General features: G+C 66.9%; 21 protein-coding genes. 7 read left to right on the forward strand and 14 right to left on the reverse strand.

Features of this window, described 5'->3' with window-relative positions:
- Positions 1 to 222 precede the first annotated feature (222 nt).
- Positions 223 to 1,473: a glycosyltransferase gene (locus VFE28_03385; GenBank protein HZM15021.1), complete on the reverse strand. Its 1,251-nt coding sequence runs from the start codon at positions 1,471 to 1,473 to the stop codon at positions 223 to 225.
- A 164-nt stretch (positions 1,474 to 1,637) separates the two neighbouring features.
- On the opposite strand from VFE28_03385, the gene VFE28_03390 reads away from it, so the two are divergent.
- On the forward strand, positions 1,638 to 2,717 hold the full coding sequence (locus tag VFE28_03390; GenBank protein HZM15022.1) for an alginate lyase family protein: 1,080 nt from the start codon (positions 1,638 to 1,640) through the stop codon (positions 2,715 to 2,717).
- 138 nt (positions 2,718 to 2,855) lie between these two features.
- Positions 2,856 to 4,499 (forward strand): SdrD B-like domain-containing protein, encoded by a 1,644-nt coding sequence (locus VFE28_03395; GenBank protein ID HZM15023.1) that lies wholly within the window; start codon positions 2,856 to 2,858, stop codon positions 4,497 to 4,499.
- 33 nt (positions 4,500 to 4,532) lie between these two features.
- Here the strand turns inward: VFE28_03395 and VFE28_03400 are convergent, their stop codons facing one another.
- From VFE28_03400 to mqnC, 9 genes are all read right to left on the reverse strand, one after another.
- Complete coding sequence (locus tag VFE28_03400) at positions 4,533 to 4,856, reverse strand: hypothetical protein (protein ID HZM15024.1); 324 nt, start codon at positions 4,854 to 4,856, stop codon at positions 4,533 to 4,535.
- On the reverse strand, positions 4,834 to 5,400 hold the full coding sequence (locus VFE28_03405) for a cytochrome c oxidase subunit 3 (protein HZM15025.1): 567 nt from the start codon (positions 5,398 to 5,400) through the stop codon (positions 4,834 to 4,836). Before VFE28_03405 ends, VFE28_03400 begins: the two co-directional genes overlap by 23 nt.
- A 20-nt stretch (positions 5,401 to 5,420) precedes the next feature.
- Entirely contained in the window at positions 5,421 to 6,002 is a 582-nt protein-coding gene (locus tag VFE28_03410) for a cytochrome c oxidase subunit 3 (protein ID HZM15026.1), read from the reverse strand.
- 11 nt (positions 6,003 to 6,013) lie between these two features.
- Positions 6,014 to 7,750 (reverse strand): cbb3-type cytochrome c oxidase subunit I, encoded by a 1,737-nt coding sequence (locus VFE28_03415; GenBank protein HZM15027.1) that lies wholly within the window; start codon positions 7,748 to 7,750, stop codon positions 6,014 to 6,016.
- Positions 7,750 to 8,427, reverse strand: a complete 678-nt coding sequence (locus tag VFE28_03420) for a cytochrome c oxidase subunit II (GenBank protein ID HZM15028.1) — start codon at positions 8,425 to 8,427, stop codon at positions 7,750 to 7,752. The genes VFE28_03415 and VFE28_03420 overlap by 1 nt, the downstream gene beginning before the upstream one ends.
- Before the next feature lie 31 nt (positions 8,428 to 8,458).
- Positions 8,459 to 11,341, reverse strand: coding sequence for a protein kinase (locus VFE28_03425; GenBank protein HZM15029.1), 2,883 nt, complete (start codon positions 11,339 to 11,341; stop codon positions 8,459 to 8,461).
- A gap of 129 nt (positions 11,342 to 11,470) precedes the next feature.
- The gene (locus tag VFE28_03430) at positions 11,471 to 12,904 is read right to left on the reverse strand and encodes a hypothetical protein (protein HZM15030.1); all 1,434 of its coding nucleotides are present in this window, start codon (positions 12,902 to 12,904) and stop codon (positions 11,471 to 11,473) included.
- 1 nt (position 12,905) lies between these two features.
- Positions 12,906 to 13,724 carry a hypothetical protein gene (locus VFE28_03435; protein ID HZM15031.1) on the reverse strand — a complete coding sequence of 273 codons (819 nt, stop codon included), beginning with the start codon at positions 13,722 to 13,724 and terminating at the stop codon, positions 12,906 to 12,908.
- A 23-nt stretch (positions 13,725 to 13,747) separates the two neighbouring features.
- Positions 13,748 to 14,905 carry a cyclic dehypoxanthinyl futalosine synthase gene (gene mqnC, locus VFE28_03440; GenBank protein HZM15032.1) on the reverse strand — a complete coding sequence of 386 codons (1,158 nt, stop codon included), beginning with the start codon at positions 14,903 to 14,905 and terminating at the stop codon, positions 13,748 to 13,750.
- Positions 14,906 to 15,152: 247 nt separating this feature from the next.
- Between mqnC and VFE28_03445 the strand changes: the two genes are divergently transcribed.
- The 4 genes from VFE28_03445 to VFE28_03460 all read left to right on the forward strand — a co-directional run bounded on the left by VFE28_03445 (position 15,153) and on the right by VFE28_03460 (position 18,107).
- A complete protein-coding gene (locus VFE28_03445) occupies positions 15,153 to 15,725 on the forward strand; it encodes a hypothetical protein (protein ID HZM15033.1) in 573 nt (190 codons plus the stop codon).
- Between the two features lie 67 nt (positions 15,726 to 15,792).
- Positions 15,793 to 16,674, forward strand: a complete 882-nt coding sequence (locus tag VFE28_03450; GenBank protein HZM15034.1) for a homocysteine S-methyltransferase family protein — start codon at positions 15,793 to 15,795, stop codon at positions 16,672 to 16,674.
- Between the two features lie 37 nt (positions 16,675 to 16,711).
- The gene (locus VFE28_03455; protein ID HZM15035.1) at positions 16,712 to 17,215 is read left to right on the forward strand and encodes an isoprenylcysteine carboxylmethyltransferase family protein; all 504 of its coding nucleotides are present in this window, start codon (positions 16,712 to 16,714) and stop codon (positions 17,213 to 17,215) included.
- A gap of 85 nt (positions 17,216 to 17,300) precedes the next feature.
- Positions 17,301 to 18,107, forward strand: coding sequence for a rhomboid family intramembrane serine protease (locus VFE28_03460; protein ID HZM15036.1), 807 nt, complete (start codon positions 17,301 to 17,303; stop codon positions 18,105 to 18,107).
- Positions 18,108 to 18,117: 10 nt separating this feature from the next.
- Here VFE28_03460 and VFE28_03465 read toward each other — a convergent pair whose 3' ends face one another.
- Positions 18,118 to 18,504, reverse strand: coding sequence for a cupin domain-containing protein (locus VFE28_03465; protein ID HZM15037.1), 387 nt, complete (start codon positions 18,502 to 18,504; stop codon positions 18,118 to 18,120).
- Positions 18,505 to 18,527: 23 nt separating this feature from the next.
- Complete coding sequence (locus tag VFE28_03470; protein HZM15038.1) at positions 18,528 to 19,466, reverse strand: hypothetical protein; 939 nt, start codon at positions 19,464 to 19,466, stop codon at positions 18,528 to 18,530.
- 309 nt (positions 19,467 to 19,775) lie between these two features.
- Between VFE28_03470 and VFE28_03475 the strand changes: the two genes are divergently transcribed.
- The gene (locus tag VFE28_03475; GenBank protein HZM15039.1) at positions 19,776 to 21,806 is read left to right on the forward strand and encodes an aconitase family protein; all 2,031 of its coding nucleotides are present in this window, start codon (positions 19,776 to 19,778) and stop codon (positions 21,804 to 21,806) included.
- A 35-nt stretch (positions 21,807 to 21,841) separates the two neighbouring features.
- Here the strand turns inward: VFE28_03475 and VFE28_03480 are convergent, their stop codons facing one another.
- Both VFE28_03480 and VFE28_03485 read right to left on the reverse strand, forming a co-directional pair.
- Entirely contained in the window at positions 21,842 to 23,221 is a 1,380-nt protein-coding gene (locus VFE28_03480) for an NAD(P)(+) transhydrogenase (Re/Si-specific) subunit beta (GenBank protein ID HZM15040.1), read from the reverse strand.
- Positions 23,218 to 23,514, reverse strand: a complete 297-nt coding sequence (locus tag VFE28_03485; protein HZM15041.1) for an NAD(P) transhydrogenase subunit alpha — start codon at positions 23,512 to 23,514, stop codon at positions 23,218 to 23,220. The genes VFE28_03480 and VFE28_03485 overlap by 4 nt, the downstream gene beginning before the upstream one ends.
- Between the last annotated feature and the right edge of the window lie 14 nt (positions 23,515 to 23,528).

A 23,528-nucleotide genomic window follows, 5' to 3' on the forward strand; every position in this document is an offset into this window, starting at 1 on the left:
GGAGGCGCTGGGTTGGGAATGAATTTCTGCTCTGGCGGCGTGATCGTGGAGAGGGTTGCGAGATCGCTTTGAGCGAACGTGATGGCAGCCCCTACCACGGCGCCGGCGAATACGATCGATACCAGCCCTCTTCCAAGCGCGCTCATCGTAGCCCTCCTTGTCTTGCGCTGTTGACTTCGCTCACTGCACGAACGTTCGAGCTCAGCGGGCGGCCCGTCACCTTTACTTCGGTTCGCCTCGTTCCCGCGCCGCCGGTGTGTGCCTCGTACCGAGGATCTCCTGGTACACGGAAGAATAACTCTGCGCCGACGCCGTGATCGAGAACCGCTGCACCGCCTGCTGCGCCGCGGCGCCGAGCCCGGTGCGGCGGGCGGGATCCTGCCACAGCTCCTGCAACGCCACGGCGAGGGCACCCTCGTCCCGCGGCGGCACACGCAACGCCGCCTCCCCCACGGTCTCCACGATCTCCGGGATGTCGCTCACGATGCAGGGGCAGCCGGCTGCCATCGCCTCCAGCAAGGCGATCGAATGCCCTTCGTAGGTGGAAGGCAAGACGAAGACATCGAGCATCTTCAGGAGGCGCGGCACGTCGGCGCGGACGCCAAGCCAGCGGACCCGCCCTTCCAAGCCCAGCCGCACGGCGAGCTCGCGCAGGGCCCGGCGTTCTGGACCATCGCCGATCATCAGGACCTGGACGGAGCTCGCATTCCCCGCCACCACGCCTCTCGGTTGCTCCCCTGCTGGGTGAGCCGACGCACCCTCGAGACGCGCCACCGCGCGCAGCAGCGTGTCGTACCCCTTCGATGCCACCATCCGGCCCACGCAACCGATGACGAAGGGATCCGCCGCCACGCCGAGATCGGCGCGGGGGAGCGGCTGCGCTTGCACGAGCGCCGCGACATCGATGCCGTTCGGAATGACGACGATGCGCGCCGCCGGGACACGCAGCCGTGCCGCCGCGCTCTGGCGCACGGCCTCGGAGACTGCCACCAGCCGCCGGCAGAGCGGGGTCGTCCAGCGCATCACCGTCCGGCGCTTGGCGCTCAGCGCCCAGCCTTCGGTGCTGTGCTCGGTGCTCACCAGCGCAGAGATGCCGGCGAGCCGCGCCGCCACGCGCCCGAAAGTGTCGGCATAGAAGAGATGGGTGTGCACGACGTCGGGACGCAAGCGCTGCATCAGCGCGAGCAGATCGAAGAGCAGCCGCGGATCGTTGAGGCGTGAGCGAGCGCAGCCGCGGTAGAGGATGCCGCTGCCGTAGATGTCGTGCGCCAGGGGGTTCGGTTCGGTCAGCGTCACCACGCCGACGTGCCAGCCGAGAGCGATCTGGGCGCGCATGAGCTGCACCAGGAAGTGCTCGGCGCCGCCCACGTTCAAGTTGTTGATGACATGGACGACGAACAGGCGACCATCCCAGGTGAGGTCGCTCACCGGCTCGCGCAGCTCGATCTGCTTCAGGAACCAGTTGAACTTCACGGCCACTCCTTGCCCGTTCCCGACCACTCTCACATGCCGCCGGGACCGTCAGCAAGTCCAGCATGGCTGCCGCCGCTCTTGCTCGCGCTCCCTTCCCTCCTTACACTCCCCCGATCTGCTCCTTCGCGAGCAGCATGTGAACCGTGCAGGAGGTGCGGCCAGCGATGCGACGAACCCATGGAACGAAGCGCCACATAGCAGCATGGCTGGCAGTGGTCGGGCTCGCCCTGGGCTGCAAGAGCGAGAGCGCGGGCACGCTGCAGATGGACGGTATCTGGATCAGCCCAAAGGATCTCGCTTCCCTTCCCACCGAAGGCCCCTCCTGGGAGCAGCTCTTCCAGGAAGCGCAGCAACCGGCGGAACATCCGAATCTCTCCGATCAAGACGAGCACACCAACGTGCGCGTTCTCGCCAAGGCCCTCGTCGCCGCCAGGACCGGTAACGATGACCTGCGTTACCAGGTCGTCGATGCCATCCATGCGGTCATCGGCACGGAGAAAGGGGCGCGCACCCTCGCCGTGGGCCGGAAGCTCGCGGCCTATGTCATCGCCGCCGAATTGGTGCATCTGCCACCGGAGGAAGACGCGCGCTTCCGAGCCTGGTTGCGCGATCTCTTGGGCAAGGAGCTGCGCGGTGAGTCGCTGCGTTCGACGCACGAAAGACGTCCGAATAACTGGGGGACCCACGCCGGCGCCAGCCGCGCCGCCGTCGCCGCCTACCTGGGTGATCGCGCCGAGATGGAGCGGACGGCACAGGTTTTCCGGGGCTGGCTTGGGGACCGGAGCGCCTATGCCGACTTCGAGTTCGGCGAGCTCGGCTGGCAAGCCGACCGGGACCATCCAGTGGGGATCAATCCCAAGGGGGCGAGCCGCGACGGCCATTCCCTCGACGGCGTGCTTCCCGACGACCAGCGCCGCGCCGGCGGCGGCTTCACCTGGCCGCCGCCGCACGAGAACTATGTCTACGGCGCGCTGCAGGGTGCACTCACGCAGGCGATGATCCTGCATCGCGCCGGGTACGACGTCTGGGAGTGGTCTGACCGGGCGCTGCTCCGCGCCTTCACTTGGCTGCAGCAAGAGGCTCAATACCCGCCCACCGGGGACGATACCTGGCTGGCGCCATTAGTCGACTCGGTCTACGGCACCCATTTCTGGGATGGGAAGCCGACGCAACCCGGCAAGAACCTCGGCTGGACCGATTGGACGCTCGCTCCTCCTCCGGAGCAAGTTCCTGCCCGCCCTTGAGTTCCGCCGTCGCGTTGCACCCCCTGGAGCCGGGGCGTATATTGAAAGTCACCACCCGGCTGTTGATTCGACCGCCATGAGATTCTCGGGCCTGCCGTCTACCCGCACGCGGCGGGCGCCACCAAGGAGAAGGAAAAGATGAACCCGAAGATGCGCATCCGGCCGCTCCGGAGCGTGCGTTCGGCCCCCCTCGTCGCCCTCTGGGCTCTCCCCCTGCTGCTGTTTCTCCCCCACTGTGCGGATCAAATGACCCCCGGTCCTACCCCCAGCGGGGACACCGAATTTCAGGGCAACTTCAACCCCGGCTCCGGGGAGCTCGTGTTCCGTGTCGACTCCCCTTCCGGCGAGCCCGAGCCCTTCCTGCGCCTAGTGGCCACCGAGGTGCAGTTCGACATCGAGGGGCTGCTGCACGCGCGTGTCGCCATTCGCAACACCGGCAACGAGACAGTGCCCGGACCTTCGGGGGTCCTGGTGTCTCACTTTCAACCCGACTCGGTGCATCCGGACAACGCGATGTGCCCCCTCGAGGTCCCGGGCGATTCCACCGACCCTGGCCCACGCAGAGCTTCCGGCGTGCCGAGGCCTGGAGCTTCGCCCGCGGACTCGGTGCCGCCCGAGCCACCCATTCCGCCGCTCCCGCCGCCAATCGAGCCGCCGCCGGGAACCTGCTTCTTCGATCACCGCGGCACCTACGGCGAGGACGGTTTGCTGGCGGGCGGTGAGACCTCGACGCCGGTGGAGTGGATCTTCGCCGGCACCGGCGGGCAGAGCTTCGCCTTCCATGCCAGTCTGGTGGTGGAGTACGCGCCCCCGGACGGCGTGATCGGAGGCGTCGTCTTCCAGGACCAGAACGAGAACGGCCAGCGCGACCTGGACGAACCGGGAATCCCTGGTGTCGGCGTCGGGCTCCAGCTACCGGACCAAGTGCATATCGTGGTCACCGACGAGCGCGGTCGTTATGGCTTCGATGTCCCGGACGCGGGTCTCTACACCGTGACCATGACGGTTCCCGAAGGCGGCAGGCCGACGACTCCCGCGGAATTGCAGGTGCTCATCGTGCGCCAGAACGACGGCACGCTCTCCAGCTTCCTCGCAGCCGATTTCGGACTAGTGCGGACGGTGCTGCCAGAGCTCTTCGTCGAAGGCTTCGTCTTCTTCGACCACGACCGCGACGGGCAGCGCGATCGCACCGATGAGGGGGTCGCTCAGGTTCAAATCGTGGCGAGCGCGCTCGAGTGCATGCTCCCCGTCACGGGTGTCGCCTTCACCGACACGGACGGCCACTACCTGATCCGCGGCCAGAGCGTCGGCTGCCCGCTCCCCTGGCTGGTGGCTCGTCAGCCCGTACCCGGGTACGTGGGCACCACCCCGGATCAGGTGATCCTGGACAAGTCGGCGGGCAACGGCACACTGCTCCGGGTCGACTTCGGCATCGCGACGGAGGACTCCACCAACCCGGTCAACCTCACCATCGAGGGTCATGTTTTCTTCGACGCCGACCAGAATGGTGTGTTCGATCCAGGAGAGGCCGGGCTACCGTCCGCCGAGCTCCAGCTGCTGTCACCTTGCGACGTGTTCCGCGGCACGACGACGGATGCATCGGGGTACTACGTCTTCCCGCCGCTCGTCACCCGCACTTGTCCGGTGACGGGTGTGTGGCAATGGATGCCGACGTACCCGCAGTACACGACAGCGAACCCCGTGCCGGTCGAGTTGCCGCCGCTGCCGCCGGGGAACCATCTGTTGCGCGTGGACATCGGCGTCTTCCTCCGCCGCCGCTAGAGGCGTCGGTTTCCGACGCTCACGGCGTCGTCATCAGGCGCTCGCAGCGTCGTCTTCGGCAGCAACGCTCCGGAAACGCCGGGAAGTCCTCCCGGCGTTTTCTTGTCCCGGGGGCACGGCCCGGACGCTGGCCCGCCGGTGGGCGCGCCGCAGGAGCCAGACACCTGCTGCAATGATGCCGAGTGGCAGCAGCGAGAGAACCGCCGTGCTCGCGAGGTAGGCACCCTTCGCCGTACCGCTCATGCTGCCGGCACAGGCGGGACAAGCTCGCGCCGCTGCCTCGTGCAGGAGAACGGCAGGCGCTAGCCCCAAGGCGAGGAGCCGGGGCTTGCTCTCAATGCGAACAGACCAGGACATAGAGCACCGGCCAGAGCAGAACGACGAAACCCCAGTACAAAAGACAGGCGCCAACGTCACCAGCACCCTGGCGCAGCCGCCGCACCGTGAGGAGCAGTGCGACGAGCCCGCCCAGGACATGCACGGCGTGGGTCCCCACGAGAGTGTAGAACGTCGCCCCGTAAGGACTCGACGAGACGCGCAAGCCATGCGCGAGCAGCCGGGCCCATTCGATCCCCTGGATGCAGAGGAAGCCTGCACCGAGCAGCGCGCCCTCTTGCAGCGCTCGCAAGCGCCGTGCGTGTCGTGGCTCCCGGTGCGCCCGCCATACCAGGAAGCCGCTCGCGCCCAGGAGAAGCATGTTCGCCAGGCTGACGAGGAGCGGCAAGCGTGGCTGCCCCGCGGGCGGCCAGGTGCCAGCGCCGGCGCGAAGGACGAGGGTGGCGCTGATCAAGCCGCTGAAGAGCATGAGCGCGGCCCCGACGTAGAGAGCCGTGCCGAGCGTCGCGTTCGACACCGCCGGCGATGGCGCCCTGCCCCCACCACGATCGTCTTCGAAACCCAACAGCGACCTCCTCGCACCCGCTACGGCACGGGGTACAAGAGCGGGAAGTACACGCACCAGACGAGACCGAGGAAGAGCCAGTACAACGCCAGTGTGCCGGCACGCCCATGGTTCGTGCCACGGCGGTCCATGAGCAGCAGGGACGCCATCGCCAGCACCCCGGCGAGCACGTGCACCGCATGCACCCCCGTCATCAGGAACCAGTGCGCCCAGAAGCGATGCGTACCGAGACCATGCCCTTCCGCGAGCGCACGGGCGTACTCCATGCCCGTGCAGGCGAGGTAGGCCACACCAAGGACGATGGTGGCCGCGAGCCAGTTTCGAACTGTTCGCCGCGCCCCGCGTCGTGCTGCAGCCGCAGCCTGCGCCATGGTGCCGCAGCTCGCGAGCAGCACCGCCATCCCCACGGCGCCGAGGTCACGTTGCAGGGCGTGGCTCTCCGCCGCCCAGTCGGGACGGTGGTTGACGAGATAGACGACGAGCATCCCGGCGAAGATGGCAGCTTCCGAGGCGAGGAACCACCACATGCCGAGCCTCTCGGTGGGAACCCGCGGTCCGGCGGCTGCTTTTCCCTCCAGCGTTCCGGCGAGACTCGGATCCACGTCGACTCCCCTCAGTCCTGGGGCGCTCCACCCACCGTGCCCGTGCTCGAGTTTCGCAATGTCGCTGGCGCCTCAGACTCGCCGGCGCCGTTGTCGCGAATTCTCCCCTGCGGCAGCCAGTCCTGCGCTGCGCCCGGCACGCTGTACTCGTAGGGGCCGCGCAGGGCAACGACCTCGCCGGCAAAGTTGCCATGCCCAGGCGGCGAAGCCGCCAGCCATTCCAATGTCGTCGCTTCCCAGGGATTGGCCGCTGCCCGCCGCCCCCGCGCCAGGCTCCAGAAGAAGTTGAAAATGAAAGGGGTCTGCGCCACGAACAGGCCGAAGGCGCCGAGGGTGGAGATGAGGTTGTAACGCTGCGCTCCGCCGAGCAGCAGGTCGAACTGCGAAGGATCGGCGACCCGCCGTGGGTGTCCCGCCAGGCCGAGGAGGAACTGGGGCAGGAAGGTCAGATTGAAGAAGACGAGGGTGAGCCAGAAGTGCACCGTGCCGAGCCCCGAGTGCATCAACCTCCCGAACATCTTCGGGAACCAATGATACATGCCGGCGAACATCGCCAGGATGACCGCAGGGAAGAGCGTGTAGTGGAAGTGGGCGACGACGAAATAGGTGTCGTGGAAATAGATGTCCGCAGCCGCCGCGCCCAGAAAGATCCCCGTCGTGCCGCCGATGAGGAAGTTGGCCAGGGTGCCCACGGCGAAGAGCATGGCCGGGGTGTAGCGGATCGAACCACGCCAGAGCGTGGCGATGAAGGAGAAAAGCTGCACGGCGAAGGGCACGGAAATGAGGAGCGTGGTCACCGCGAACGGCAAGGCGAGGCGCGGATCCATGCCGCTCACGAACTGGTGGTGCGCCCAGACGAGGAAGCTGAGCAAACCGGAGACGAGCACGGACCAGACGATCATCCGGTAGCCGAACAGCGGTTTCCGCGCCCCGGAGGTCAGCACCTCCGCCACCACCCCGAGACCGGGCAACAGGATCACGTACACCTCCGGGTGCCCGAAGAACCAGAAGAGGTGCTGGAAGAGGAGCGGGTCGCCGCCCTTGGCGGGGTCGAAGAAGCCGCTGCCGAAGTTGCGGTCGAGGAAGAGCATGAGGGCGCCGCCGAGCAAGGGCCCGACGGAGAGCATGAAGAGCACGGCGGAAACGAGCTGCATCCACACCATGAGGGGCAAGTCCATCATGCGCAGGCCCCGGGCGCGCATATTGATCGCCGTGGTGAGGAAGTTGATGCCGCCCATGAGCACGGAGATGAACTCGAGCATCACGGCGATGATCCAGAGGTCCGTACCCCGTTCGACGCCGGTGTAGCCGGGGACGGCGGCGAGCGGCGGATAGGTCGTCCAGCCGCCGGCGGCGGGACCCGACGCCACGAAGAAGGAGGCCAGGAGCACCAGCGTGCTGGCCAGGAAGGTCCAGTACGACATCATGTTGAGGCGCGGGAAGGCCATGTCGCCGGCGCCGATCATGAGGGGGATGAGGAAGTTGCCGAAGGCTCCGAGCAGGATGGGCATGGCCACCCAGAAGAGCATGATCGTGCCGTGCATGGTGAGGAAGGCGTTGTAGCGCGCCGGGTCGACGACGCCGAAGAATGGCAGGTCGTGGTAGGGCCAGGCGAGCTGGGCCCGCATGCCCTGGGCGAGCCAGCCACCGACGAGCGCCATGACGAGGCCGGTGAGCAGGTACTGCTTGGCGATCGTCTTGTGATCGACGGAGAAGACCCAGCGTCTCCAGAAGCTCGCGCGCACCATCAGCGTCCACCCTCGGGCGCCGCCGCCGCCACCCACGCCTGGTAGTCCGCCGGCGACTGCACCTCCAGCGTGCCGCGCATGTTGGTGTGCCCGAGACCGCAGAGCTCGGCACAAACCAGCTGGTACTTGCCAGGACGGGTGGCTTCGAACCAGCCGCGCACCGTGCGCCCGGGCACGGCATCCTGCTTCAGGCGCAGGTTGGGAAGGAAGAAGCTGTGGATCACCTCTTTGGCCTGCAGCTCGTACTGCACGACTTCTCCCGCCGGCACGTGCATGACGTTGAGCTCGGTGATGTCGTCGGCCGTGTCGAGCACGTTGTCCGCCCCCGGGTGGACGATGGTCCAGGCGTACTGCTCGCCGATGACACGCACCGTCAAGGCCGGCTCGGGCATGTGGATCTTGATCGTGTCCCAGGCGCGGGAGCTCGCCGCTTCGATGACGAGATCGAGGACGAGGATGGCCGCCACCGGGACCAGGACGACGGCCATGCTGCGCCGCGTCCGCGCCGGCACATAGGCCGCCTGCGGCTGCCAGGGGCGGCGGTAGCGCACCGCGAAGTACAGCAACAGCCCCAGGGCGACGGCGAACCAGACGCCCACGATCCACGCCACCAGGTGGATCACGCCATCGACGCGATCCCCGTAGGTCGAAACGTTCTCGGGGAGCCAGCGGAGCATCGTTTCTTCCGTTGCGAACGGCGGACTCGTCCTAGGGCAAGTTCTCCAGCAGCAGGATGTCGGAGTTCATCGTGCCCCGCTGGGCGATGAGGAAGCGGCCGTCGGGCGACCAGCCATAGTTGAAGAGAACGTCTTCGCCCGGGAACGAGACGACGACGTGCGGCGCGCTGCCTTCCAGAGGAATGATGCGCACGCTCCAGGTGCCGTCCACCTGTTCGATGGTCGACAGGTTCTTGCTGTCCGGCGTCCAGCGCAAACCCAGCATCGACCATTGGCTCCGGGGCAGGAACGGGTACCGGCGCAGCTCGCCCGCACCCGAGGCCGGGAAAACGCCGGCTTCGAGCTGTGCCGACGGTTTTTCGGGAAATAGCCAGGTGAGGACCGAGTTCCCGTCAGGCGACCACTCGGTGAGCATCATGACTTTGGCGCTGCCGCTCACGCGCACGGCGTCGCCGCCCTCGGGTCGGATCTTGTAGAGGATGCTGCTGTCCTCGATCGAAGAGATGAAGGCGATCCATTTCCCGTCCGGCGACCAGGAGGGGGCGTAGTTCGTATTCCCCACTCGGGTCAGCTGCTGCGCGTTCTTGCCGTCCGCGTCGGTCACCCAGACTTGCAGATCCCCTTCGCTCTCGGAGGCATAGGCGACCCGGCGACCATCGGGTGACCAAGTCTGCGAGAAATCCTGGGCGGCACCGAAGGTGAGCTGCCGGCGGTTCGATCCATCCACTCCCATCACCCAGAGATCCATGTGTCCGCCCTCCTCGGAAACCACGGAAATCTGGGTGCCATCGGGCGAGACGCGTGGGCTGCCCACGAAAGTGGTGCCGCGGGTGATCTGCCGCGCCTGCGCTGCGTTCGCCGCGGGCGTGCCGCCCATGGGCACGTGCCAGAGCTGCGAAGCCACGGTGGTTCGCACCGTGGCGAGGGCTTTGCCATCCCGCCGCATGGCGATGATGGAGTGCTCGTCGAACCCTTGCGTCACCGGGTGCACCGATCCATCCGTGAGCCCGATGCGCGAGATCTGCAAGTGATCCACCCACGTCTTCGAACCGGTGACGTACAGACCCTTGCCATCCACTGTCCAGCCATAGCCGGCGAGCTGCATCCAGCGCGGCCCGGGCACGGCGCGCGTCGCTCCGCTCTCGAGATTCCTGATCATCAGCTTGCGGTGCAAGAGATCGCCCCGATCGACCTGGGTGTAGACGATCTCCTCATCTGCCGGCGACCAGACCGGACCGCCGATCCCCAGCGCTTCCTCGGGCACCGCAAGCACCTCCTTGGGTTCCTCCGAGCTACCCAAGGTCGCGGTGTAGAAGTGGACGTCCCGTGGAGTCTTGCTGCGCTGGAAAACGAAGCGCTGGCCGTCGGGCGCGAAGGAAGGAGCACTGTCCAAGTCGCGGAGCACTTCTCTCGGGGTGCCGCCGATCGGCGACACCTGCCACAACGTGCGCACCGCTTCGGTGCGCTGCCGTGTCGTGTAGAGCAACCATTCGCCATCGGGGGTGAAGGCCAGGTTGCCGAGGGCGATGTCGGGACGCGGCGGCACGATCTCCGCCTCGGTCCCGGTGGAGATCTGGCGGATCCGAATCGACACTTGATCCGTCGTCGGGTCGTTGTAGGTGTAGGCGATGAACTGACCTTTGGGGGCGAACGCGGGCGCGCCAGCGTTGCCCGAGTTGGTGAGCTTGGTCATCTGCAGCGGCGCCGCCGGGACCTCGGGCTTCCCGCGCTCGCGTCTGCCCCAGAAGACGAGCGCGAGCGCCGCCGTCAAGGCCACGACGCCCACGGCCAAGCCGAGGGGACCGAGGAGCCGCCGCCTTGCTGGAACTGGTGCCACTCCAGAAACACCGGACGCGGTGCCTCCAGGGGGACCGCTCGGCGGGGGCAAGGGCGTGGCCATGCTCGTAGGCGTCGCGCCCACAGTGCCCCACCCGGACGACATCCCGCTCCCCGGCAGACTGATGCGCGCTTCGGGCACGGCGCCCGATGCCGGAGCAATCCCAGGCACGCCACCCTGCGACGGGTAAGTCGCCGTCACCTCGCCCGAATCGAGATCGCGCAGCAGCGCCCGCAAGTCGATGGCGAGATCCTTCGCCGACTGGTAGCGCTCGCTCGGATTCTTCGCCATGCACTTGCGCACGATGCGCACCAGCTCCGCCGGCAGACCGGACCCGAGGCTCTGCAGGCGTGGCGGCTCGTGGATGATGGCGTGCATCACCTCGACGCTGGACGGCGCCTGGAAGGGCTGCTTCCCGGTCAACATCTCGACCATGATGCTGCCGAAGGTGAAGATGTCCGAGCGGTGATCCACATGCTGGCCGCGTGCCTGCTCCGGCGACATGTACGCCACCGTCCCGAGGACCATGCCGGGCTGCGTCAGCCCTTCGTTCCCGGGGGAGGGCTGCTGGATCAGCGTCTCTGCGCTCGGGCTCGGCATCTCGTGGCCGCCGCCCAGCTTGGCGAGGCCGAAGTCGAGGATCTTGGCCACGCCGTCCGGCCGCACCATGAGGTTCTCGGGCTTGAGATCGCGGTGCACCACGCCGGCCTCGTGGGCTGCATGCAACCCTTCCGCCACCTGCGCGGCGAAGTCCAGGATCTGCCGCAGGTCGGGTGCATCGGAGCGGAGCATCTCGCGCAGCGAGCGACCGGCGATGAACTCGAGGCAGATGAAGTGCTTGCCGTCGGCCTCGTCGATCTCGAAGATCGTGGTGATGTTGGGATGATTGAGCGCCGAGGTCGCCAGCGCTTCCTGCTTGAAGCGCGCGACGCGGTCGGCGTCCTTCACGAACTGCGGTGGCAGCAGCTTGAGCGCTACCTCGCGGCGCATCTTGGTGTCCAGCGCCCTGTACACCTCGCCCATGCCCCCGGCGCCGAGGCGGTCGAGGATCTTGTAGCGCGCGATCATTTCTTGCATGACACACTCACCCGCCAGTCGCAGCCGACACCGGCGGCATTGCATTCGCCCGTCCGGGTCTCCGCCCCAGCGCTGGCGGACCCGAGCCTCCCTCGTTCCCTCTGGCCCCGGTCCCGGCGCACAGGTCCCTCAGAATACACCCGTCACGAAGTGCAACTCCAAGCGAACGTCCCGCGAGCGGTCCGGCCCCATGGGGAAGGCCACGTCGAGGCGGAGGAAAGTGGGGTCTCCGAAGGGACCGAGGTAGTATTGCACACCGAGCCCGGCGGCGGCGATCCAGGCGTCGGTGGCGCCGTCCCAGGTGCGGGCGGCGTCGGCCCAGGGCACGAACTGGAAACGCAGCCGCCAGAGGACCGGGATGTGGCTGTGCGTGAAGAGATCGTAAGGAATCAGGTACTCCAGCCGGCCGGCGAAGGCCGATTCGCCCACCTGGGCGCGCTTCTTGTAGCCGCGCACCGTGGAGAGCCCGCCGGCGTCGGCCAGGCGTTGCACCGGAGCGTCGCCCCCGGTGTGGGCGTAGCGGGCGCGCAGCACGAACTCCTGGCGCCAGAAGTAGCGGCGTAGCGCCAGTTGCAGATCCGTACGGTTGTAGGTGAAGTCCCCACCCAGGTCGCCGCCGGCGACGCGGTGCTCTGCATCCAGCCTCGCCATGTACCGCGCCAGACCGCCGAGGCGGAGCCTGCCGACCACGGCGCGATCGGTGCCGTCTTGCACCGGATCGTTCACCGGCGCCATGTCGCCGAAGAGGGCGAAGCTGGTGGTCGCCGCCGCGCTCGCTTCCTCGGCGGCCTCGTAGCCGACGGCGAGGCGCACGCTGCGGTAGCGCCGCCACTCGAGGAAGGCACCGCCGCCGCGGCTGCGCAGATAGTCGCGCGCGTCCTCGCCGCCGACGAAGGCGCGGATGCTGTTCCAGAGCGGGCGGTTCGAGCCGTAGGGCACCGCGCGTTCTCCGTAGTAGACGTGCGCACCGAGACCCCAATCACCCGGCGCCAAGGGAAAGCGCAGCGCCTCGTAGTGCCGGAACTTCTCGCTGCCGAAGGCATAGCCGGCCTGGAGCTCGACCCAGGGCTCACGCTCTTCATCCTGGCGGCTGCCGACGTCCAATCCCGCCGCGAGCACGAAACCCTCGACGCGGTTGTAGTTCCACAGCCGCGAGCCGAAGTTGAAGCCCGGGCGGAAGTCCGTGGGATTCTTCTTGCGCGACTTCTCCAGCCCGAGCGAGTCGAGTGCCGCCAGGGCGGAGTCACGGAAAGTCCGGTTGGGCTGGAGGAGCTCCGGGTCGTAGCGGGCCTTGTCCTGGCGCTGCAAGCGCTCGCGCAGACTCTCGGGGGGAAGACTGTCCGGAGTGACCGGCGTCTCCAGCACCGGGGCCCGGGTGCTGTCCGCTTCCTCCTGGGCCAACGCAGGCGCTGGTGTCCCCATGAGTGCCAGCGTCCCCGCGCTCGCCAGCACCCCCGCACTCACCAGCACTCCACCGCTCGCCAGGGCACCCGTCAGGGCACCCGTCTCCCACCAGGCAGCTGCGAGTGCCGCCACGCACCGAATGGCCCAGGAACGCCGCATGTCACCGTTTCCCGAAGATGCGTTCGTCATAGCCCTGATCGAAGCGGAAGTCTTCCCGCAGCAGCGCCACCGCCACGTTTTCCGGCGCCTTGCCGAAGAACACGTTGCGCAGCTCGATCTCCAGCATGACGCGGGTGAACACCCATTCGCCGCCCGGGAGCTCTTCCCAGTGGCGGGAGAAGCTCTTCATGTCCTTCACCAGGAGGGGGAAGGGATTTTGATTGAAGGTGAACTCCTCGTGGACGATGCGGTAGGCGTCGGTGTCCACGTAGACGATCCCGGACGGCAGGATCTTGAACTCGGATTTCGGCCGGAAGCCCACCTTGAAGATGACGTGATTGGCTTCGATGGTGCGATCGAGTAGCTCGAAGTTGAACTCCTGTTGGTCTTCCAGGAAAAACGGCAGTTCGACGAAGTCGCTGAAGCCCCCGGCTTCCATCTTGACGCTCGGGTCTTTTTCAGGGGATTCGTCCAGCACCCAGGCGTCTTCTTGCAGCTTGAAGCGGTGAACTTCTTCACCGACCTTCACGGAGCGGCTGAAGCCGGTGTCGTCGGCGAACATCTTGAAGACCGCATCGCGCACTTCCTTCTTCTTCTTCCAGTGCAGGATGCTGCGCACCGTGAGCGTGTAGGTGATGTCCCGGTGTCCGGCGAGCTTGGTCTTCTCCCCCTGGAGGCACCGCGCCAGAATCTCCTCCAGGGTGAGTTTCTTGCGTTCGACGTGCACGGTGTCCGTGGCGCCAGAGGAAGGCTGCGCCGTGGCGGTCGCCGCGGGCAGCGTGAACGCTGCCGCCAGCAGGAGGAGGCGCGCTTGCTTCACGAAGCCTGTTCTTGCCATGGGGATCAGGCGCGCACACGGCGCGGGGCGGCGGGATCCGGGACCTTGTCGATGCGTCGCAAGATGCGGTAGCGCGAGTCGCGCTGGGCGGGGACGTAGCCAGCCTCCTGGATGCCGCGTTGCAAGGCGATCTCCGCCACGCTGCACAGGCTGGTGCCGGCGGCGGAAACGACGTTCTCTTCCATCATGGTGCTGCCGAAATCGTCGCAGCCGAACTCCAGGGCCACCTGCGCCAGCTTCGTCCCCTGTGTCGGCCAGGAAGCCTGGACGTGGTCGAAGTTGTCCAGGAAGAGCCGCGCCAGGGCGACGAGTCGCAGGTATTCGTGAGCGCTGGCGCCGAAGAGACCGCGTTCCTTGCTGGCACCGAGCGAGGTGTTCTCGATCTGCAGCGTCCAGGCGATGAAGGCGGCGAAGCCGGCCCCGTGCCGGCGCAGGCTCTCGTCCTGCAGAGTGCGGAGCTTGAGCAGGTGGCCGACGCGTTGCTCCGCCGTCTCGCCGAAGCCGATGACCATGGTGGCCGTGGTCACGAGACCCAGCGATTGCGCGATGCGCATGGCCTCGAGCCAGCCGGCGGCGCTCTGTTTCTTCGGGCTGACACGCCCGCGCACCTCGTCGTCCAGCATCTCGGCGCCGCCGCCAGGGAGACCGTCGAGCCCGGCCGCTTGCAAGCGCCGCAGGACCTCGGTCATCGTGCAGCCCTCGATCTGAGCGATGTGATCGATTTCCGAGGGCGAGAAGCAGTTCAACTCGATTTCGGGGTACTCCGCCCGCATCCAGAGCAGCAGCTCCTCGTACCAGGCGAGGGGCAGGCGGGGGTTGTGTCCACCTTGCATGAGGACGCGGGTGCCGCCGGCGTCGAGGAGCTCCTCCATCTTGGCGGCGATGGCAGCGCGGGAAAGCGTGTAAGCCTCGGGATGCGTTTCGCTGTGACGGTAGAAGGCGCAGAAATGACAGTCGGTGATGCAGACGTTCGTATAGTTGATGTTGCGGTCGACGAGGTAGGTGACACGGCGCTCGGGAACGTGGCGGAAGCGCGCCGCCCGCGCCGCTTGCCCGAGGTCGAGGAGCTCCGCTTCGCGATGCAAGCGCACGGCCTCGTCCGCCGTCAACCGGCGCCCCTGGGCGGCCTCGTGCAGCAGCTTCTCCACCGTCGCGACCGCCATCGGAACCTCCTGAGAAGCCACCGGCTGCGTCTCTCCTCCGACCTCATACGACGCGAAGCCCTAGAAGGGTACAGTCGGTGCAGCCGCAAACCTTAACGGAACCGGCAGGGGATTTCCAGGCCGCCTGGCAGAACTCTCGCCGCCCTGTCACAATCCTGACGGAGAGGTTCGGGCGCGGAGCCGCTTGGCCGGTGCGACCTGGTGGCGAGCCGGCGAGGGCCACTGCTGAAAACCGAGGTGGGACTGCGTGCTGACACTGGTGGTGGCAGCCATCATCATGTTCTCGAGCGGTATCTGTGCCGCGAGTGAGCGCGCAGCGGTGCAGGTGACCCAGCCCATCGGAGGCACCGCTAACGATGTTGTCCTCGGCCAAGTGCTGTATGTGGACTTCTTTGACTCTTTCGAGCGATACCGATCCGTGAGACTGACTGCAAGCGAGAATGCCGTCAAGACAGACCAGGGTGCACAGAATCTGAACGTCGCCTTTGATTTCGGAATCAAGATCCAGATCCTCGGGATCAAGCAAACATCGTTCGACGAGATGATCCAGGCATTTGCGGCTCGTGAAACGCTGCAGGTCGAGATGGCCTTACCGCCGCGTGGAAAACCATCAGATTACTTCGAGCCGATTCGCGAGCTGATCGTTCATGCGACGAAACAGTGCGTACTCGAGAACGCAAAGCGCTACTCGCCACCTCTGAAGTACGTATCTCTGCAGGTCACGGGCGACCCAGAGTTCGCGAAACTGTCCGGTGATTACTCGCTGGAGAACATTCCCGCTCATCTTCCTGCCCGCAGCGGGTGGGGCAGGATCCGGTAGTGAAGGAAGACGCCTGTAGCAAGGCCACGATGTTGCATGCATCGAATCTCTGCTCTAGGGAGGTCGCTTGACCGACGCCCTCGAACGACTGCTCGCGTCGCGCGAAGTCGTCTTCCTCGACGGTCCGACTGGGACGGAGCTGGAGCGCCGCGGCGTGCCGACAAAGCGGCCGCTCTGGACCGCCGATGCCGCCGTCGCGGTGCCCGAGATCTTGCAGCAGATCCATCTCGACTACCTGCAGGCGGGAGCCAACATCATCACGGCGAATACCTTCCGGACCACGCCGTACACGCTCCGCAAGTGCGGCCGCGAGCAGGAGGCAGCAGAGCTCACCGAACGAAGCGTAGCCGTGGCACACCGGGCCTGCGAGATCATGGGTCGCGGCTTGGTGGCGGGAAGCATGGCTCCCTTGGAGGATTGCTTCCACCCCGAGCGCGTGCCGCCCGGTGAAGTGCTCCTGCGCGAGCACTCCGCCCACGCCCTCAATCTCCAGGCGGCCGGCGTCGACCTCCTCCTGGTCGAGACCATGAACACGGCGCGCGAAGCCCACGATGCGGCGCTCGTCGCCCTCGACACTGGTCTCCCCGTTCTCGTCAGCCTGATCCTCGATCCCAACGGGACCGGCGACTTGCTTTCCGGCGAGGACCTCGAGGTGGCTTGGGCGCACCTTCGGCCCCTGCCGGTGGCGGGATTCCTGGTGAACTGCTCGCCGCCAGTGGTCGTGACCGCGGCTCTCGAACGCATGCAATGGTCCGAGGAGGAGCGCCCCATCGGCGCCTACGCCAACTACGGCAAAGAAACCCCGGACGGCCAGTGGGCGCCCGACACGAGCACGCCGCCGGCGGAGTACGGCCGCATCGCTGCCTCCTGGCGCGACCTCGGCGCGCGGCTCATCGGCGGCTGCTGCGGCACGACACCGGAGCACCTGCGCGCCGCCACCGCGCGGTGAACCATCTGATGTCACACCCCTCAGGCGATACCGACACATGAACCGGCAGCTGTCATCCACCTGGCTCGCGTTGCGCAGCCTCTTGTGGACATTCTTGCTCCCAGGCTTCTTCGCCGGGTACGTGCCGTGGCGGTTCTTCGGTCTCAGCCGGCTGCGGTTCGACGGGACCCAACCGGCGCAGGTTCTGGGCCTTTTGTGCCTGGGCCTCGGCGCCGCGCTCCTCGCTGCCTGTATCCTCGAGTTCGCGCGGAGCGGCAGGGGTACGCTGTCGCCCCTCGACCCGCCGCGTCAACTGGTGGTGCGCGGCTTGTACCGCTACGTGAGGAATCCGATGTATCTCAGCGTCACGACCATCGTGCTCGGCGAGGTGGTGTGGAGCCGTTCGTGGGCCCTTGCCACCTATTGGGTGATCTGGTTCGCGGTCGTCAACCTGTTCGTCATCGGATACGAGGAGCCGAATCTGCGGCAGCGCTTCGGTGCGTCGTACGAGGCGTACACCCAGCACGTCGGGCGCTGGATGCCAAAGTTCCGCCAGCACTGAAAGCGGCCGCATCTGCGGGAACGGCGCGGTGTGCCGCGCCAGCGTCCGCTTGCTTGTCCCTGTGGATCGGCCGCATAGTCTGACCATGACCACCGGTCCTCCCGACTCCGAAGCGGACGAGTCCGAGCCGCCCGAGCTCGTGCCCTTGGATGCCGACGAGCCACCGTCTGTCGACCTGTGGTCGGTGGTCGGCGACATCCAACCCTGGGCCACCGTCCTGCTCGTGCTGGCATGGGGACTCTTGTTCATGGTCCTTGCCATCCGTCACGAGATCGGCGAAAGCTCGGCGTTGCTCGACTGGGGCGCGAGCGCCACGGGTCTCGGTCCGTTCGACAGCGCCTGGCGGCTGCTGGCCTCGACCTTTGTGCATGCAGGGGGGGCCCACGCCCTCTCCAACGCCATCAGCATGCTCATCCTCGGCCCCGCGGTGGAGCGCATCTTCACGCGCTCGGGCTTCTTGGTGCTATTCGTCACCGGCGGTTGCGGAGCGTCGCTCGCGAGCCTGGCATGGCGCGCCTGGCTTCACGGTTCAGAAACAACGCTGAGCGTCGGGGCCTCGGGCGCCATCTTCGCCCTCGGCGGGGCGCTGCTCGTGAGCGCCTACCGCCTGCGTCACCGGTTGCCGCCCACCCGCGCGCGGGCGCTCGCCGGTGCGCTGGCGATCCTCGTGAGCCAAGGGCTGGTGGCCGGCGTCACTCGCAACGGCACCGACAACATCGCCCATGCCGCGGGACTCGCGATCGGCGTCGTGCTCGCAGTCTGGATCCCTATGAGCCCGCGCCTCGACGACAACCCACCGGGGCACGTGATGCGCGCACTCGGGACGCTCGCCGCCCTGGCGCTCGCCGTCTCCCTCGCACTGGCAGTCCGCAGTGGGATCACGCGCGGTTGATGAGCGTTGGTCATGCCTCGCGGCCGAGTCCACGGACGCGAGCGGTCTTCGCATAATCGTCCGCGCCTAGAAAGTGCAGGGAGACGTACGGCGTCTCCCCCACCACCCAACTGTCGTGGGGCACGGGCGGGATGTGGAAGAGGTCGCCGGGTCGGAGCTCGATGACCCGGCCGTCGTCGAAAGCGGCGGTGGCCACGCCTGACAACACGAGGCCCACGTGAGCCACATTGCATCGTGCCGCACCCACGCCGGGCCCGACATGCTTGGACCACATCCACCCGGGTTCGTAGGTGGCGCGCCCGATCGAGACGCCGCCTACACGGATGATCTCGAATTTCCCCTTCTCGAAGAGTCGAGTCTCGTCAGGGGTTTCGAACCGACGCAGATCAACGTCCATCGCCATCTCCCTCGCACCGATTCTCACAACAGCTTCGTCAGCCAGTGCACGATGTTGAGCGCCAACTGCCGGTTGTCGTAGCCGGCGACGTTCATCCCGACCGGCCGACCGTCGAACCGGCGGAGCTGGGCGGAAAGCATCGCCGCTTCGCCGAGGACGACCACCCGACCGCTTCCAACCTCGAGCGCCAGTGCTTGGCTCCATCCCGGCACGGCGGCGGGATCACCATAACCGACGTTGACGATCACGTCCTTCCCTCGTCTCTCCACCACGGGCTCCGGCGGGCGAGCTACCGCGGTGCTCGACAGCCGCAGGAATCCGAGAGCCGGGGGCTCGGCGTAGACCGCTTCGCCGGTAAAAGTCAACACGCGGCCGATCCTTTCGCTCGCATCCCGGCCCTCGACGATCGGGTGCTCGGCCAGGCCGCCATTCTCCCTGGAGAAGACCAGGTGAGTCTCGTCGAAACTGGGGTCGGCTTGTACGGAGTCTTCCACCACGCCCTTGCTCAGCTGGACCCCGAACCGCCCGGCGAGGCTTTCGACCGCATGGCCCAGCGGATAGTGATCGGTGATGAGGAGAAGCGAGCCGCCGCCCGCGACCCAGTCCCGGATGGCGTCGCACTCCGCGGCATCGAAGGCTGGATCGTCGTTGCGTTCGTTCGTACCCACGGCAGCAGCGACGACGAGGAGCGCATACGGCTCGAGCCCTGCGGCCGTGATCTTGCGCGAGCCTCTCTCCACGCGATAGCCGTCGGATTCGACGAGATCGACGAAGGGTCGGTACGATCTCCTCGCCCGGTGCCAGTTGTGATGCGCCTCATCGAAGAGAGTCCGAGGGCCGTCGGCGGCATAGGCAGGCTTCGAGACGCGTGTGTCGAAGCTCCGATCCGGCTTGTCGCGGGAAGAACAACCCGCCACAGCCAGCGCGAGTGTGAGAACGAGGCGTCCGTGACCTCGGTGCATCGGACCGCTCCCTTCGCGAAAGACCAGGCACTCGACCGCCCGACTGGACGACGGGGAGCACGACGACGCTCTGCTGCGCACGGGCTCCGCGGGCATCTCGAGCGACCTATCCTCTAGACGCAAGCCCTCCCGGGCAGGTTCCAGAAGGGTCGGCGCACCCTCGATGCGCACCCAGTCGGATGCGCCCGGATGCGGCCGGAGCCGCCTTGCGGAACGCCGCACGATCTGGCAGCTTTGCGGCGCCCGTCGGAAGCCGGGACCGCCATCCCGGCACGCGCCTCACCTGAAACGACGCGGATGAGAGAGCCGATGCACACGATCCTCCCGGCGCGACTGAAGCCCGGAGCTACGGTACAGAGCCTCGGCGAAGCGGAAGCTCCGACGACAGCAGGAGCTTCTGCGTCGCTCCTCCGCGGCCGGGCGCTCGTCTTCTGGGATCCGAAGCGGCCTGGGCACAAGCTCGACGCCATCGACACCGACCAGATCACCCCAGCAGCGGACTGTGTCTCGGAAAGCCTCGAGACTCTGGACGAGCGCTGGAAAGTGGGCGCCTTCCGCTTTCTCATGCCCGACTTCCGGGCGCGCGTGCATCGCGGCGAGACCTTCCTCGTCGCCGGAGACCGCTTCGCCATCGGTTCGTCGCGGGAGATGAGCCCGGCGGGGCTCAAGGCGGTCGCCGAGGAAGCGGGCCTGCAGATGGTGATCGTGTGCGGCGACAACATGGGGGACATCTTCCGGCGCAACGCCCTCAACCTGGGTTTGCAGGTGGTGCAGTGCAAGGAAGCCGTCGAGGCCGCCCAAGACGGCGACGCCTTCGCCTTCGATCCGGTGACGCGGGCGCTCACCAACGAAACGCAGGGCAAGACCTACGCACCCAAGCCGCTGACGCCGAAAGAAGACGAGATCCGCCGCAGCGGCGGCGTCTTCGCCCTCGGCCGGCGCGAGCTGCACCGGTCCGTGGAAGCGCCGCCACGTGTCGAATGGCCCGACGAGGCGACGGCGCGGCGCCTCACGACGACGGAGCAGATTCTCTGGGCGCATCGCGTGGACAAGAAGGAAGCAGTGAAACCCGGCGCGACGCTCCGCCTCTACGCCGATCTCCTGCCGGCGTCCGACGGCACGGCGCCATTCGCCATCCACACCTTCAACCAGATCACCGGCGGGCGGATCTTCCCGCGGCAGGCCGCCATCGCCAACGATCACTTCGTTTTCACCGGCAAGGACGCGGACGCCAAGCAGACCTCCATCGGTCGTGCCTTCGCCACCCAGCAAGGACTGGAGAAGCCCTACTACGCCACCCCGGGCGACGGCATCTTCCACTTCTACTTCCCCGAACAAGGTCTCGTGATGCCGGGACAATTCATCCCCGGCGCCGATTCGCACAGCCGCGCCTACGGGGCGTACGGCGCTGTCGGCATCGGCGTCGTCTCGACGACCCTCGGGTTCGGCTGGGCCACGGGCTACGTGTACATGACCCTGCCCCGGGCGCGACGCGTCATCTTCAGCGGCCGCTTGCAACCTTGGGTGACGGGCAAGGACATCGTGCTGCAGCTCCTGCAGCACTGGGGCGAGAAGCAGTCGCAGGGCATGTCGGTGGAATTCGTCGACGCCAACCGGCAGCTGCCCATCGCCTACCGCAACACCATCGCCAACATGATGGCGGAAGGCGAGGCGATGAATGGCATCTTCGCCCCCGACGAGATCACGCTCGCTTGGTTCCGCGCCAAGGGCATGACGTCGCTGCCGTACCCGCCCCTCCGTCCCGGTGAGGATGCGGTGTACGAGATCGACGAGACCTTGAGCCTATCGGGGATCGTGCCGATGATCGCCAAGCCGCACAGCCCTGCCAATGCCTACCCGGCCACGGAGATGGCGGCGGAACGCTTGCTCTTCGACAAAGCCTACATCGGTTCGTGCACCAACGGCAGCTACACCGACCTCCTGCACGCGGCGCTGGTGATCGACGCCGCGCGAGCCGCCGGGCACGGCCGCGCTCAGCGCGACTTCGTCGTTTTCCCCGGCTCGGCGGGGGTGAAAGAGGCGATCGAAAAACCGGAGAGTCGTCTCGGCGGCAAGTCCGTCGCCGCAGTGCTCCGCGCCGCCGGCGGGCAAATCCGTGATTCGTGGTGCGGCCCCTGCTTCGGTCAAGGACCGGACGCGCTGCAACCCGGCCAGCGCGCCATCACCTCGTTCAACCGCAATTGGCAGAACCGTATGGGCTACGGCGGCGAAGGTTATCTCGCCAGTCCCGCCGTGGTGGCGGCGTCCGCCCTGCTGGGCTACATGGCGCCACCGGAGGCCCTCGGCATCGAGTGGAATCCCGAACTGTTCGAGGTCTGAGGCCGGCGCCCTAGGGTGCTTCGAGTCGACGGGCGTCAGGCCCCAGCCTTCAACTCGTCGAAGACGTGCCCGAGGGCTGCCTTGGCGTCGCCGAAGAGCATGAGGGTGCGATCGGCGTAGTAGAGATCGTTGTCGATCCCCGCAAAGCCCGGGTTCATGCTGCGCTTGTTGGCGATGCAGAGCTTGGCCTTGTCGGCGTCGATGATGGGCATGCCGTAGATGGGGCTCTTGGGATCGCTGCGCGCCGCCGGGTTGACCACGTCGTTGGCGCCGACGACGAGAACCACGTCCACCTGGGGCATGTCTTTGTTGATCTCTTCCATTTCGACGAGCCGGTCGTAGGGGATGTCGGCTTCGGCCAGCAGCACGTTCATGTGACCCGGCATGCGGCCCGCCACGGGATGGATGGCGAACTTGACGTCGATGCCCCGGCGCGACAGCTGGTCGTAGATCTCCCGCACACGGTGCTGCGCCTGCGCCACCGCCATGCCGTACCCCGGGACGACGACGACGCTGGTAGCGCTCGCCAGCATCTGCGCCACGTCCTGGGGGGTCGCGCTCTTGTAGCTGCGCTGCTGCTGCGTTGCCACGCTGGTGGTGACCTGCCCGAAAGCGCCGAAGAGGACGTTGGTGAACGAACGGTTCATCGCCCGGCACATGATCACCGAGAGGATGAAGCCCGAGGAGCCATCGAGCGCTCCTGCCGTGATGAGCAGCTTGTTCTCCAGGACGAAGCCCATGGCCACCGCCGACAGGCCCGCATAGGAGTTGAGGAGCGAGATCACCGTCGGCATGTCGGCGCCGCCGATGGGGATGATGAGGAGGACGCCGAAGAGGAGCGACAAACCCGCGATCACTGGGAAGAGCTGCCAGTTTTCGGGGCGGGCGACGAGGACGATGCCGCTCACGACGGCGATCGCCAGCAAGGTCAGGTTGATGATGTTCTGGCCGCGATAGGTGATCGGCCGGGTGGAAATCACTTCCTGCAGCTTCCCCGCCGCCATGAGGCTGCCGGTGAAGGTGAGGTAGCCCAGGATGATCTCGACCACGATGGCGCTGGTGCGGAAGACGGTCAGCTCGCCTTGCTGCAACCAGAGGATGTACTTGGCCGTGCCGACCAGGCCGGCGGCCAGGCCGCCGAAGGCGTGGGAGAGCGCCGTCCGTTGCGGCACCGCGGTCAACGGCACCCGGGAGAGCGGGATGCCCGCCAGCGTCCCGGCGATGAGCCCGAGGGCAATCCACTTGTAGGTGACGATCTCCGGATGCAGCAGGGTCCCGGCCATGGCAAAGGCCATGGCGAGGACGCCGGCCATGACGCCGCGCCGCGCCGTCGTCGGGTGGCTCAGCCATTTGAGGGAAAAGACGAAGAGCCCCGTGGCCAGCAGGTACGCCAGTTGGGTCAGGTGCTCGATCATTTCTTGTCCGGCCGCTTCTTGAACATCTTGAGCATGCGATCGGTGATCAGGAAGCCGCTGACGATGTTCGTCATCGAAGCCGCCACCGCCACCGTGCCGAGGAGGGTGGACAGCGGCGTTTGCTGCTCGCCCGCGATCAGGATGGAGCCGACGACGGCGATCGCCGAGATCGCGTTCGTCAAGGACATGAGCGGTGTGTGCAGGAGTCTGGAGACGCTGCGAATGACTTCGAAGCCGATGAACGTGGCCAGCATGAAGACGAAGAGCGCCGACCAGATGTCGAGATGGGTCATGCGCGGAACCTCGG

The sequence above is a fragment of the Candidatus Krumholzibacteriia bacterium genome, assembly GCA_035649275.1.
GTDB lineage: Bacteria > Krumholzibacteriota > Krumholzibacteriia.

Bases quoted from the DNA above. Each gene is read 5' to 3' on its own strand.
- VFE28_03430 (HZM15030.1), bottom strand. From the start codon at position 12,904: ATGCGGCGTTCCTGGGCCATTCGGTGCGTGGCGGCACTCGCAGCTGCC.
- VFE28_03425 (HZM15029.1), bottom strand. From the start codon at position 11,341: ATGCAAGAAATGATCGCGCGCTACAAGATCCTCGACCGCCTCGGCGCC.
- VFE28_03400 (HZM15024.1), bottom strand. From the start codon at position 4,856: ATGTCCTGGTCTGTTCGCATTGAGAGCAAGCCCCGGCTCCTCGCCTTG.
- VFE28_03465 (HZM15037.1), bottom strand. From the start codon at position 18,504: ATGGACGTTGATCTGCGTCGGTTCGAAACCCCTGACGAGACTCGACTC.
- mqnC (HZM15032.1), bottom strand. From the start codon at position 14,905: ATGGCGGTCGCGACGGTGGAGAAGCTGCTGCACGAGGCCGCCCAGGGG.
- VFE28_03390 (HZM15022.1), top strand. From the start codon at position 1,638: ATGCGACGAACCCATGGAACGAAGCGCCACATAGCAGCATGGCTGGCA.
- VFE28_03455 (HZM15035.1), top strand. From the start codon at position 16,712: ATGAACCGGCAGCTGTCATCCACCTGGCTCGCGTTGCGCAGCCTCTTG.
- VFE28_03480 (HZM15040.1), bottom strand. From the start codon at position 23,221: ATGATCGAGCACCTGACCCAACTGGCGTACCTGCTGGCCACGGGGCTC.
- VFE28_03395 (HZM15023.1), top strand. From the start codon at position 2,856: ATGAACCCGAAGATGCGCATCCGGCCGCTCCGGAGCGTGCGTTCGGCC.
- VFE28_03415 (HZM15027.1), bottom strand. From the start codon at position 7,750: ATGGTGCGCGCGAGCTTCTGGAGACGCTGGGTCTTCTCCGTCGATCAC.
- VFE28_03420 (HZM15028.1), bottom strand. From the start codon at position 8,427: ATGCTCCGCTGGCTCCCCGAGAACGTTTCGACCTACGGGGATCGCGTC.
- VFE28_03460 (HZM15036.1), top strand. From the start codon at position 17,301: ATGACCACCGGTCCTCCCGACTCCGAAGCGGACGAGTCCGAGCCGCCC.
- VFE28_03470 (HZM15038.1), bottom strand. From the start codon at position 19,466: ATGCACCGAGGTCACGGACGCCTCGTTCTCACACTCGCGCTGGCTGTG.
- VFE28_03475 (HZM15039.1), top strand. From the start codon at position 19,776: ATGCACACGATCCTCCCGGCGCGACTGAAGCCCGGAGCTACGGTACAG.
- VFE28_03485 (HZM15041.1), bottom strand. From the start codon at position 23,514: ATGACCCATCTCGACATCTGGTCGGCGCTCTTCGTCTTCATGCTGGCC.